Raw genomic sequence first — 12,914 nt, 5'->3', positions numbered from 1 at the left:
GCGTTCCCACAGCGCATCCGGCATGCCCCAGTAGCGCGGCTCCGCCACCCCACGCGTCCGATTCGTCTCCTCCATCTCATCCCTCGCCGTCGCTTTGCTCACCTCCATTATGGTCAATGCAACCCCAACTGGGATCGGCTCGTACGCGGCGATCGCATCGTCGAGCGCTTCCGACGCAACCTCGCTCACTACCTCGCAGGCGAGCCACTCGAAGGCGTGATCGACAAGCACAAAGGGTACTGAAGCAGGGAAGCGATCGTGGCCGACTTGTATGACGGTGGCGCGGGCGAGCAGGCGCTGACCGGTGTGACGGTGCTGGAACTTGGCGAATCGATCGCCGCGCCGTTCTGCAGCAAGCTGCTGGCCTGTTACGGCGCCATGGTGCTGAAAATCGAGCCGCCCGGCCGCGGCGATCCGTCGCGCGCGGTTGGGCCGTTCGCGGCCTCCGGCCCCAATCGCGAGCGCGGCGTCCTGCATCTGTACCTGGATACGGGCAAACAGAGCGTGACCCTCGATCTGGACCAGGCTGCGGGGCAGCAGCTCGCGCGGCGGCTGGCCGCGCAGGCCGACATCCTCGTCGAGAACCTGCCGCCGGGCGAGCTGGCCAACCGGGGTCTGGGCTATGAAACGCTGCGAGCCGAGAATTCGCGGCTGGTTTTCGTCTCCCTCAGCGCCTTCGGTCAGAGCGGCCCGCGCGCCCGCTGGCAGGCCACCGACCTGACCAGTTATGCGTCCGGCGGCCAGATGCACCTGACCGGTGACCCGGACCGGGAGCCCCTGAGGCCCGGCGGGGAGCAGGCCGGCTACCAGCTCGGCCTCAACGGTTTCAGCGCCGCGCTGGTGGGGCTGTGGGACGCGCTGGAGACGGGCGAGGGCCAGTGGATCGACATCTCGGCGCAAGAAGCGATGGCCTCGACCCTGGAGATCGCGCTCAACAGCTACGCGTACACCGGCCGCGACATCTGGGCGACGCGCCGCGGCAACATCAACTCAGCGGTGTTGGGTCTCTATCCCTGCGCCGATGGGTACCTCGGCGTCCACGCGATGCCGCGCAACGTGCCGCCGCTCTTCAACGTGATGGATATGCCGGAGCTTGTGGACGACCCGCGCTTCAACAGCGGGGCGGCGCGGCTGGCCAACGACGACGACCTCACGGCACTGATCTACGCCTGGGCCGCCGACAAGCCAAAGCGAGAAGTGTATGAACGCGCCGGCTCGATGCGCGGACCGATCGCCTTCGTGCACAACATGGCCGATCTGCTGGAATCGCCGCAGCTCGCGGCCCGCGGTTTCCTGAGAGAGCTGGACCATCCGGCCGCCGGCCGGCTGACCTATCCCGGACCGCCCTTTGCCATGAGCGCGTCGCCCGGCCGCATCGAGCGGGCGCCGCTGCTGGGTGAGCATACGGCCAGCGTGTTGCGCGAGCGCCTCGGCCTCAGCGACGAGGATTTGCGGGTGCTCAGCGGGCAGGGCGCCGTCTGAACCGAAAAGCAGCAAAGTCCTTACAGGTTTACAGCTTTCTAACAACGCGGCCGTCGCGTGGCCCGCTCACTGGTGCCCGCGTCGTGCACGGTCGCTGCTGACTCCGCATCGAGTCACCGTGTCCACGCCTGCGCAGCGCAATGCAGTCGGCATCGCCGCCGTCATGGCAGGGGTGCCCTCCGGTCCCGGCCAGGGCGTCTGATACACGTATGAGATATTCCTGCCCATGGGAGTTGCATACACACAACAATGCGCCGGCGCACATCTTGCTTCAGTTGCTATACTCCGCACCGTTCATCTCGCAGTAAAAGCGTTCGCGTCGGTGCCAGAGAAGGAGTCCATCATGAGACCCCGCCAATCGCTCGCTCGGATCGCTGCGCTGGCACTCCTCATCCTGGCCTCGGCTTTCATCTCCCGACGGGTGCATGCCGGCGGAGATGTTCCCACCATCATCGGCGTGAACGAGCCCCACGACACCGTGGTCAGCCCGTTGAACCCGCATAAGGTGGCCGTCTCCGCCGCCAACGCGCTGTGGCTTTCGAACGACGAGGGCCGTACCAACTTTGCCTTCATCAACTTCCCCTTCCCCAACGGTCCGGCGCCGCTCAGCTACGGAACCTGCGGCGACAGCTCGCTGGCCTTCGACCTGCAGGGCCGGCTGTTCTGGACGATCCTCGGTTGCGGCACGGATGCCGGCAACAACAAGGATGTGGGCATCTTCGTCGCCCGCATCAACTTCGACCTGGGAACGATCGACGCGGGCTTCCCGGTGTGCGCCGCGTGCGGCAACGACAATAATCGTGACAAGCAGTGGATTATCGTCGACGCCAGCCCGAGCAGCCCGTTCAAGGGCAATGTCTACATCGCCTGGAGCGATATCGGCTCCGCCAACCAGATCAAGTTCATGCGTTCGACCGATGGCGGCTCGACCTGGTCCGCTTCAGCGAACCTCTCCAACGTCAAGGGCGAATGCGCCAATGACGCGCGCTTCCCCGACGATGCCGTTGACGCGGCCGGCAACCTCTATATCGCCTGGCACGCCTACTGCAACAACGTCAACGGCACGAATGCCGACGGGACGTCGGGCGTCATCAACATCGTGCGCTCGCCGAACGCCGGCGCCGACATCCTCGCCGGCACGTTCAACACGCCCGTTCAGGCCTTCCTGCCGGGCCAGGCCGAGGTGACCTGGAACCTGCAAACCTTCGCCTGCACGGTGCCGGGATCGAAATCGCTCTGGGCCGGGGCGCTGCAGCCGTTCGTGCTGCCCGATCCCAATCGCCCCGGCAACGTCTACGTCATCGCCGACGACAACCCGGGAAACAATTACTGCAGCGGCGACCAGTCGGACGTGGTCTTCGCACGCTCCACCGACTTCGGCGCGAGCTGGACGCGCAGCACGATCAGTCACGGTCCGGTGGGTACGTTCCAGGTCTTCGGCACCGGCGCGATCGATCAGCTCGGCAACATGTATGCCACCTGGTACGACAGCCGCGAGGGGAACAAGAACGCCGGCGGTGACTTCCTGCTCGATCGGTACGCGACGGTCAGCCGCGACGGTGGTCTGACGTGGAGCAACGATTTCCGCATCAACGACACGCACTTCGATCCTGATGCGGGCGCAGGCTGCTTCGGCAACCCGTGCGGCGTGCCGAACACCCTGCGCATCGGCGAGTACAACGGCGCCGCGGCCGCCAACGGCTACGGCTATGTCTCCTTCACCGGCAACACGGTCGGGGGCAATCCGCCGGCGCCGAACGGGCAGCAAATCCTGCTGGACGTCTTCAGCATCCTCGGCCAGTTCCCGGACGCCTATGAGCCGAACGACTCTCGCGATCCCGGCGTCGCAACCGATTTGGGATCCCCCGATTCCTTCACGTTGAGCGGCACGATCAACACGCCGCTTGACGAAGACTTCTTCCGTGTTGTCGCCCACAACACCGGCAAGCTTGCCTTTACCATGCAAAGCGACAGCCGCGCCTCCGACCTCGACATCCAGATGCAGGATGCGGCCGGGAAGGCGGTGGCAACCGCGACTGCTGGACTCGATTCGAACGACACCGAGAGCATCACCATCCCGGCGGTTGCGGGCCAGGTGTACTTCTTGCGCGTGTTCGCGGAGCCGAATCAGCCGCCGCCCTCGGAAAATACCTACTCGCTGGCGATCGTGAACACGCCGGCGCCCGTGCCCTTCGGCATCACTCTGGCGCCCGGCTCCGACAGCGGCCGCGACGCGCACGACAATGTCACGAACGTGAACAAGCCAACGGTGCAGCTGCAGGTGACGACGACGACGGCACTCAACGGCATCGCCTTCTCGCCCACGAACGATGCCAACCTCGCCGACGATGCGCCCGGTTACAAGGTCGGTGTCTTCGCCGACGGCGCCCTCGCCGGCTTCGCTGCGCCGGCCGGCGGCAACCTCTTCAGCTTCACCTTCCCGTCCGCTCTGGCCGACGGCCTGCGATCGATCACGGCCAGGGTGTTCATTGTCGATCCAGCGTCGCCACCGGCCGGTCCGCACGCGGTCGGCTCCGGTGGCGAGTCCGGTGCGCTGCAGGTGACGATCGACACGGCGGCGCCCGCTGCTGCGCCCGCGCCGGACCTGATTGCGTCGAGCGACACGGGCGGCGTCAACGATGACAACATCACCACGATCACCACGCCGCAGTTCGCCGGAACGGGCGAGACAAACGCGCTTGTGCGGCTGTACGCGAACGGCGCCCAGGTGGGCAGCGATCTTGTCACCGCCGGCGGCACGTACCAGGTGACGTCCGTGGCCCTGAACGACGGAGTCTACAACGTCACCGTGCAGCTCGAAGACCTCGCCGGCAACGTAAGCGCGCCGTCCGCGGCGCTGAAGGTCACGATCGCCAATCGGTCGCTGACGCTGCCGGGTGGCACCGCCAGCGCGGCGGGCGGGCCGGTGACGGTCGATCTTGCGGCAGGCACGATCGCCGGTTTCGGCGGCGTCGCCGGCGTGAGCGGCAAGATCGGCATCGTCGGCATCCCCGTGGTCAACATCGACGCCAACGGCAAGGCGCTGACGATCCTTGGCACTCCGGGCGACGATCAGCTGACCTACACGCCCACGGGCGCCAACGCCGGCACGGTCCTGGTAGGGGCATCCGTGCAGTTCTTCTCGCTCACCGGAGTCGGCGGCACCTTCACCATAGACCCGCTGACCGGGAACAACGACGTTGTCACCGTCATGGGCAGCGCCGGCGCCGATACCGTCACCGGCAACGTCGACACCGTCTCCACCGTGCAGGTGAACGCGCTGCTGACCGTCTCGATTCCAACCGCGGATGTTGATCAGCTGGCCATCAGCACACTGGATGGAGCCGACTCCATCACGCTGAATGTGGCGGACACGGTGAGCGCCAATCTCAGCGTCGACGCCGGCGATCCGGCGCCCGCGCCGAACAAGGCCGGCGATCTGCTGACCGTCAATGCGAGTTCGCCGCAGGGGAAGGTGGCGAATGCGCCCGGCGGCCCGACCCAGGGTTCTGGTGTGGTAACCGTCAGCTACCCGAAGACGACGAACGCTACGACTAAGATCGCCTACACGGGAGTGGAGAAGTTCAGCAAGTAGCCGCCCCGGCCCGCTTGAACGCATTGGCAGCCGCGCTCCCGAACGGAGCGCGGCTGCCTCTTGTTGGCCCGGGAGTGGGGCAGGCGACAGCGCAGGTGCAGCACTGGCCGCGTGACCGCCGCCGCGGAATGTGCTTGACTCAGCCTGGAGCGGCACGAGCGGGAACGGGCCTCGTCCGTGGGTCCCGGTCTCATGCACGCGTACGCCGCCTCAGGAGCGCACATTGAGCCACGAGCCAGGGACAGATCTCGCCTCTGCCCGGTTCGCCGCGGCCGTGCCGCCGGCGCGGCGCCTGCCGCTGGCGAACGTGCGCATCGCCGACCTGACGGCGGTGTGGGCCGGGCCGTACGCGACGCGGCTGCTGGCCGACATGGGCGCGGAGGTGATCAAGGTCGAGGCGGTGAACGCGCCGGATCTGCTGCGTGCCCTGCACATGCAGCCACCCGAAACGGAGCGAGCCTTCGACCGCTCGGCCTACTTCAACCACAACAACCGCAACAAATACGGCGTGACGATCGACCTGGCGTCGGCGTCGGGCAGGGCGCTGTTCCTGCGCCTGGTGCGAATCAGCGACGTGGTGATCGAGAACTTCCGCGCCGACGTGCTGGACAAGCTGGGCCTCGGCTACGAGGCCCTGCGCGCCGAGCGGCCGGACATCGTGCTGGTTTCCATGCCGGGCCACGGCAAGACCGGGCCCGAAGCGGGCTACATCGCCTACGGCACCAACGTCGAGCAGCTCGCCGGTCTCGTCAGCATCACCGGCTATCAAGGGGGCGAGCCGCACAAGTCGGGGATTAGTTACGGCGATCCGATCTCGGGCACCGCCGCGGCCGGCGCCGTAATGGCGGCGCTCCTCTACCGGAGGCGCAGCGGCCACGGACAGTTCATCGATCTCGCGCAGCGCGAGGCGCTGACCACGCTGCTGGGCGAGTACGTGGTCGGGTACAGCATGACGGGTGAATTGCCGCGGCCAGCCGGCAACGCGCATCCGGCATGGGCGCCCCACGGAGTCTATCCCTGCGCCGGAGAAGATCGCTGGTTAGCGCTGGCGGTGCGCAGCGATGCCGAATTCAGGGCGCTCTGCCGCGTGATCGGCCGGATCGAGCTGGCAAGCGATCTTCGCTTCGCCGACGGCCTGGCACGGCACCGCAATGCCGCGGCGCTCGCCGAGCCGATCGCGGCGTGGACGACGACACAGGCGCCTTTCGCCGCGGCCGAAGCGTTGCAGGCCGTGGGGGTGCCCGCGGCGCCGGTCGAAAGTTATCGGGACCTGCTGGATAGCGACGCACACCTGCAAGCCCGGGGCTTCTTCGAGGAGGTTACGCACGCCGTGGCCGGCACCTGGCGCATGGAGCGGCCCGTCTGGCGCTTCGGCGCCGCGCCCGCACACATCCGCATCAACGCGCCCGGCTTCGGCGAGCACAATCGCTGGGCCTTTCAGTCGCTGCTCGGGCTGACGGAGCAAGCGCTTGCGGATCTCGAGGCGGGCGGCGTGATCGGCGAAGTGCCGAACATGGCCGCGCACGGCGGATAGCTGCTGGATCACGTAGTCGCGCGTCATGAAGGAAGCTCCCTCCTCCTCGACGCGGCCCGCTTGCTGCTGCCGGCGCCCGCTTGCTACGGTGGTCGGGATGGACGGGGCTGCGCGGCGCACGCTTCTGCTGACCGTTCTGGCACCGATCCTTGCGGGGGTCGCGCTCAGCGTACGAGCGGGCGGTGCCGGGCAGAGCGTCGCCGCCTTTACCGACCACGGCGAGCGCGTTCAGCGTCCCGCCTGGCCACCGTGGGCGCACAGCGCGCGGGCCGTTCATGCGGCCCCGGCGGAGCCATTTCATCCGCTGACCGCGATGCAGCCCGCGCCCAGCGCGCCGCGCCCCGGCGAGTTTCCGCCGGCGACCCTTTCCGGCCTCGACACCGCGATTGCGCCCGCCGCTCGACCGGTAGGAGCCGGGCGCCGTGGCGCCGTGCGGCTCGCAGGCATTACCCTCCGTGTGCCGCTTCCTCCGCCCCGTGCCGCCTGATGGCTGCATCTTGATAGCGTTGGTGGACCGGCGACACAGTCGGCGTGGCCACCGATAATCCCGAGCGCCGACTTGCCGGTGCTGGGTTTCGTGGCTCGCACGCCCGGTCACAGGCGTGCGAGGCCGGCCTTGCGGTCGTGTGCCGGTCGCGGTGCCAGCGTCGAATCGCTGACCGTCCGGTTCGGTCGACGGTGTGGAGAGGTGGTGGGGATGCGGGTGCAAGCTCGGGGCCGTACGGGATCGTCCGGCCCTCCCCGGCCGAGGTTGAGGTGGCGCCGGCCGGCGCTGCTGGGCGGCTTTGTTTTCGTGTGCATGCTCCTGTTCCAGTTGCCAGCACCGCGGCGCGTGCTGGCGCATGCGGTGCTGATCCGCTCTGACCCGGCACAAAACGCCAGGCTGACCGCGTCTCCCGCGAAGATCGACCTCTTCTTCAGCGAAGGGCTGGACCACAAGTTCAGCACGATCTCGGTGCGCGATACCACCGGCGGCCGTCATGAGAAGGGTGCCGTCAGCTTCACGAACGACCCGACCGAAATGACCGTTGGCGTCAACCCGTTGAGCCCCGGCTTTTACACCATCGCCTGGACCACGGTCTCGGCGGTGGACGGCCACCGGCTGGACGGCACGTTTCCGATCACGGTGCTCAACGCGGACGGCTCGAATCCGGCGGGAACGCCGCCGGCCGCGACAGGCGGGGGCGGCGGCGCGACCGGGATCAGCGGCTTCGATTCCGCCCTGCGCTGGTTGCTGCTGCTGGGCCTGATCGGTATCACCGGCGGCTTCGGCTTCGCCGCGTTGGTGCTCTATCCGGCGGCGGATGGGCTGCCACCGGCGGATCGCCGGCTTGGTCAGGGCTTCGCACTCTGGTTGCTCGGCGCGGTTGTGCCGGCCGCCGCGCTGGTCGCGGCGATCGTCAACCTGGCCGCGCTGCTGCGCCAGGCGGAGTTGAACGGCTCGCTCAGCCAGTTGGGCTCGTTGCTCAGCGCCAGGTCCGGCACGTACTGGATCATCCGTGAAACGTTGATCGTCGCGGCGGCCGTGATTGCCTGGCTGCTGGCGCGGCGTGAGCGGCGCCCCGCCGGCCCGGCCGCCTTCGGCGGGCTGGGGCTTGGCCTGCTTGTCGGATTCGGCGCCACGCTGACGATGTCGCTCACCAGCCACGCGGCAGCCGGCCGCGGCGCCCTCTGGGCGGCGGGCAGCGACTTCCTGCACCTCTCCGGCGTCGGGCTCTGGCTGGGGTCGCTGGTCCAACTCCCCGCAATTCTGGTGATTCGGCGAGGGTTCGAGGGTGCGGCCCGCACCCGCTTCCTGGGAAGGGCGCTGCGCAACTTCTCGACGATGGCCGTGCTCTGCGTCGGCCTGGTGTTGCTGACGGGCACCTTCAATGCGCTCGTGCAGCTCGATTCGTGGGGCTCGTTCACCGACACGGTGTACGGCCGCACGCTGCTGATCAAGCTGATCGTGCTGGCGCCGCTGCTCGGCTTCGGCCTGCTCAACGCCCTGCTGATCGCGCGTCGCTTCGAGCGCAAGGCGCTGGACGCGGGCGATGTCGAGCGGGAGGCTCGCCGGCTCGAGCGTTCGGCCGTGGCCGAAAGCCTGTTCGGCGCCGCGGTGATCGCCGCCACGGCGGTGATGGTCTTCCTGGTTCCGGCCAAGGACGACCGGGCGCAGAGCGCGGCGCGCAGCGCGGCGTCGAATTCGGCGGTGGTCTCCTCGGTGTACCGCAATCAGGCCGCCGCCGGAGACTTGAACGCCGCGCTTACGGTCTCGCCCAACCGCGTGGGCGACAACGACTTCAAAGTGCTGCTCACGCCGACGGACCCGGCCGAGAACATGGCCGACGTGCAGCGCGTGCAGCTCCGCTTCCAGTTCACCAGCCAGGGGGTGGGCGGCTCGACGCTTGACCTGACGCCGGTGCAGGGGCAGTCCGGCCTATTCGAGGGCAAGGCGGCCAATTTCAGCTTCGTCGGCGACTGGCGCGTGACGGTGAACGTGCGGCGCACGGGCCACGACGACGTCAACGGCAACTTCACCGTTGAAGTGCCCGACGCGACCGGCGCGACCACCTCGGCCTCACTGAGCGCGGCGGGACGCGGCATCACCGCCTTCCCGGCGCATGGGATCAGCAGTGAACAGGCGTGGGGCGCCCTGCTGGTTGCTTTTGGGGCGGCGCTGTTCGTCTTTCGCAAGCGAATCTGGAACCTGAACCCCTGGCTGGGGACGGCCGGGGTGTTCGGCATCTCCGGCTTCGTTATCGTCGGCCTGGTTGTCGTGGTGGCCGGCATGGGCCGGCGGACGCAGAATACCGCCCTCGTGCAAAACCCGGTACCGTCGGACGAGCGTTCGGTGGGCGCCGGCAAAGCGATCTACGCGCAGAACTGCGTCGTCTGCCACGGTAGCACCGGCCACGGCGACGGCCCCGGCGCCGCGGCGCTGAATCCGAAGCCGCTCGATCTGACCGTGCATGTAGGGTTGCATCCCGACGGCCAGTTGTTCGACTGGATCTCGAACGGCATTCAGCGCACCGCGATGCCGGCATGGAAGGACAAGCTGACGGTGCAGCAGCGCTGGGATTTGCTCAACTACCTGCGCACGCTCTACGTCACCGGCGGCGCCGTGCCGGCCACGCCGGCGACCGGCGCCGTCGCACAGCGGTAGGCGAGGTGCAGCCACAGACTGCTGCCGCCGGCGGACGGCCGCGGCGGTGCAACTGGAGAGCGGGTTGATGAAACTCCGGCTTTTGATCGCGCCGGTGCTGGCCCTCAGCGTCGTGCTGGCCCTGGCATGCTCGTCGAACAACAACGCCGGTAAGCCGGCGCCCGCGAGTAATGCGGCGGGCGGCTCGCCGGCGGCGACACGGGCGGCGGGCGCCGGCAACCCGGTGGACGGCATCCCCTGCGAGACCTCGGAGCGCTTGACCTACCACGTCCACGCGCACCTGACGATCATCGCCAACGGGCAGGGCGTGGCGGTGCCGGCGAACACCGGCATCGTCGACAACCGCTGCATCTACTGGCTGCACACACACGACACCAGCGGCGTGATCCACATTGAGGCGCCCTCGCAGCGGGCATTCACCCTGGGCGAGTTCTTCGACGTGTGGGGCCAGCCGCTGAGCGCGACGCAGGTGCTGGGCTTCAGGGCGGACGGCACGCGCTCCTTCCAGTTCTTCGTCGACGGGCAACCGTACAGCGGCGACCCGCGGCAGGTCCCGCTCGGCGCACACACGTTGATCACGATCGAGTACGGCCCGCCGTTCGCCGCGCCGCCGCCGTTCACCTTCCCGCCAGGGCTGTGAGGAACGCCGTGTTCAGACCACGGGCGCCTGCACGGCGGCGTGTGCTTACCGCCGCGGTTGGCGCGGTGTGCCTGAGCGCGACGCTGCTCGCCGCTCAGGGCGTCGACGCCCATGCCACGCTGCAACGATCGGTGCCGGCGGACCGGGCGCAACTCACCTCGGCGCCGAGCCAGGTCGAGCTGTTCTTCGCGCAGCAGCTCGTGCAGAACCACACCGGTACCTTCGCGGTGGTGCTGAGCCGCTCGGGCCAGACCGTTTCCGACGAGGCGACGATCGACCCGTTGAACGGCGAGCACCTGATCGTGCCCCTGCGCGGCGGGCTCGATGACGGCGCCTACACCGTCTTCTGGAAGACGACGTCGGACGACGACGGCGGTGTGACGCTCGGCTCGTTCAGCTTCTACATCGGCCACCCGGACCAGCAGGCGCTGGCGGAGGCGGCCGCATCCGGTCAAGTCTTCGTGCCCGACTCGGCGCGTGGGCGCGCCCTATCGGAGCCGGCGCGCGGCGGCGGCTCGGCCGGCGCGCTCATCACCGGACTGGCGCTGGGCGGCGTCGCCGGACTGGCCGTCGGCGGCGTGGCATTCTCTCTCGCGCTGCGCCGGCGTTCGGCGCGCGCGCCGCGCACGCGCGCCGGCCGTGGCGCCCGCCGCTAGTCTCCTGAACTTTCTTTGCATTGACGGAGTACAACGCATGTTTCGACCGTATCCGCTTCGCTCAGTCCCCCGCGGGCCGCTTCCGGCCATCGCCATCGCCACGATCGTCTTCCTCGCCTGCGTCGGCGCCGTCGCCGCTCACGCTCGCTACGACCACTCGACGCCGGCGCAGGGCGCGACCGTGGCCACGTCGCCGGCCCAGGTGGACATCTACACCGCGCAGGACATGCAGAAGACCGCGGGCGCCGACGAGATCACCGTCGAGCGCAACGACGGCGCGAACAGCAACGGTCAACTGGTCAGCACGGGGCAAACGACGGTAGAGGACGCTAACCGCCGCCACTTCTCCGTCGCGCTGCAGCCGAACCTGCCGCCGGGCCGCTACGTCGTCTCCTTCAAGAACGTCTCGGACGAAGACGGCGAGGCGGATCACGGCCAGTTCGCCTTCTATGTAGGCAACGGCCCGACGGCGGTGCAGAAAGCGCTGGATGCGAAACTGGCGATCACCGCACAGAGCGACGATACCGCGCACCACGGCAGCTCTCACACGGGGCTGATCGTCGCGATCATCATCGCCGCCCTCATCGCACTGGCGATCGTGGCGGCGGGCGGCCTGTTCTGGCGGAGGCGACGGACGAGCGGATAATGCCCGGACAGGCTCGCGTGGACAGGCTCACTCCCGTACGATGGTATGGGATCGTCCGGCGCTTCCGTACGGTTTGAGGCCGCTTGCGGAACCGCTACCATTCGCCCAGGTTTGAGCCGATGACTCGCCAATGCATCTCGGCCGAGATGGAGCAGCGATGACCACTGCCGTTCGCCCCGTTTCCGCGCCGCGGACCGATCTCGCCGACGATGCCGGGATCATCTGTCGTGGCCTCACCAAGATCTACAGCGGCGCCCCGCCGCGGCCGCCGGGAGGCGGTTGGGGCGGCCCGCCGGCCGGCCGCCCCGCCGGCGCCGGTGGAGCGCCGCCACGTGATGGAAACGGCGCGGGCGGGGCGCAGGCGCCGGCCGGCGGCCGCGTCAAGGCGGTCGAAGACCTCAACCTCAGCGTGCGGCGCGGCGAATTCTTCGGCCTGCTGGGGCCGAACGGCGCCGGAAAATCGACCACGATCGGCATGCTGACGACGCGCGTGATCCCCACCGAGGGGCATTCGATCGTCGACGGCATCGATGTCGTCGCGCACCCGGCGCTGGCGCGCACGCGCATGGCCGTGGTCACGCAGGTGCCGGCGCTGGACCGCATGCTGACGGTCTTTGACAACCTCTACTATCACGGCCGCTACTTCTGCCTCTCGCGCGCCGAGTCGAAGCGCCGCGCTCGCGCCCTGATCGAGCGCTTCCGCCTCGAAGACAAGGCGAACGCCATGGTGGAGACGCTGAGCGGCGGCCTGGCGCAGCGCGTGCAGATCGCGCGGGCGCTGCTGCACGCGCCGGCGGTCCTCTTCCTCGACGAGCCCACGGCCGGCCTCGACCCGCAGACGCGTCTGGCGCTGTGGGAAACGCTGCGCGATCTGAACCGCCAGGGCCAGACGATCCTGCTGACGACGCACTACATGGAAGAGGCAGACCAGCTCTGCGAGCGTATCGCGATCATCGACCACGGCAGGCTGCTGGCGCTGGACACGCCCGCCGGCCTCAAAGCGCGCGTCGCCGCCGAGCGGGTGATCACAGTCACGCTCGACAGGCCCGACCAGGGCGGGGTGAGACAAGCGATGGGGTGTGACAAGTTGTAATGGGTCAAGTGATTAGGCGGCCTGGGCGAGTTGCGTGGCGTGCTGGGCGCGGAGTGCAACCATGACCTGGCCGCCAGCATCCGACCAGCGTGCCCCGGCCCGCTTGAGCCGCTGTTGGATGAC

General features: G+C 68.5%; 9 protein-coding genes. 8 read left to right on the top strand and 1 reads right to left on the bottom strand.

Annotated features, from left to right (window positions below; translation table 11 throughout):
- On the bottom strand, positions 1–231 hold a 231-nt coding region (locus VKV26_24270; GenBank protein HLZ73031.1), incomplete at its 3' end, for a hypothetical protein.
- 27 nt (positions 232–258) lie between these two features.
- Between VKV26_24270 and VKV26_24265 the strand changes: the two genes are divergently transcribed.
- The 8 genes from VKV26_24265 to VKV26_24230 all read left to right on the top strand — a co-directional run bounded on the left by VKV26_24265 (position 259) and on the right by VKV26_24230 (position 12,791).
- Positions 259–1,482 (top strand): CoA transferase, encoded by a 1,224-nt coding sequence (locus VKV26_24265; GenBank protein ID HLZ73030.1) that lies wholly within the window; start codon positions 259–261, stop codon positions 1,480–1,482.
- Positions 1,483–1,825: 343 nt separating this feature from the next.
- Positions 1,826–5,077 (top strand): Ig-like domain-containing protein, encoded by a 3,252-nt coding sequence (locus VKV26_24260; protein HLZ73029.1) that lies wholly within the window; start codon positions 1,826–1,828, stop codon positions 5,075–5,077.
- Positions 5,078–5,300: 223 nt separating this feature from the next.
- On the top strand, positions 5,301–6,611 hold the full coding sequence (locus tag VKV26_24255; GenBank protein ID HLZ73028.1) for a CoA transferase: 1,311 nt from the start codon (positions 5,301–5,303) through the stop codon (positions 6,609–6,611).
- Between the two features lie 799 nt (positions 6,612–7,410).
- The gene (locus tag VKV26_24250; GenBank protein HLZ73027.1) at positions 7,411–9,756 is read left to right on the top strand and encodes a CopD family protein; all 2,346 of its coding nucleotides are present in this window, start codon (positions 7,411–7,413) and stop codon (positions 9,754–9,756) included.
- Between the two features lie 67 nt (positions 9,757–9,823).
- Positions 9,824–10,396 carry a hypothetical protein gene (locus VKV26_24245; GenBank protein ID HLZ73026.1) on the top strand — a complete coding sequence of 191 codons (573 nt, stop codon included), beginning with the start codon at positions 9,824–9,826 and terminating at the stop codon, positions 10,394–10,396.
- Positions 10,397–10,404: 8 nt separating this feature from the next.
- Positions 10,405–11,052, top strand: coding sequence for a copper resistance protein CopC (locus tag VKV26_24240; protein ID HLZ73025.1), 648 nt, complete (start codon positions 10,405–10,407; stop codon positions 11,050–11,052).
- 37 nt (positions 11,053–11,089) lie between these two features.
- Positions 11,090–11,698 (top strand): copper resistance protein CopC, encoded by a 609-nt coding sequence (locus tag VKV26_24235; GenBank protein ID HLZ73024.1) that lies wholly within the window; start codon positions 11,090–11,092, stop codon positions 11,696–11,698.
- Between the two features lie 157 nt (positions 11,699–11,855).
- On the top strand, positions 11,856–12,791 hold the full coding sequence (locus tag VKV26_24230) for an ABC transporter ATP-binding protein (protein ID HLZ73023.1): 936 nt from the start codon (positions 11,856–11,858) through the stop codon (positions 12,789–12,791).
- Positions 12,792–12,914 lie beyond the last annotated feature (123 nt).

Source organism: Dehalococcoidia bacterium (genome assembly GCA_035310145.1).
In the GTDB taxonomy this organism is placed as follows: Bacteria; Chloroflexota; Dehalococcoidia; order CAUJGQ01; family CAUJGQ01; genus CALFMN01.
Note: the sequence above shows the minus strand (reverse complement) of the source record. Positions and strands in the feature narration are given on the sequence as shown.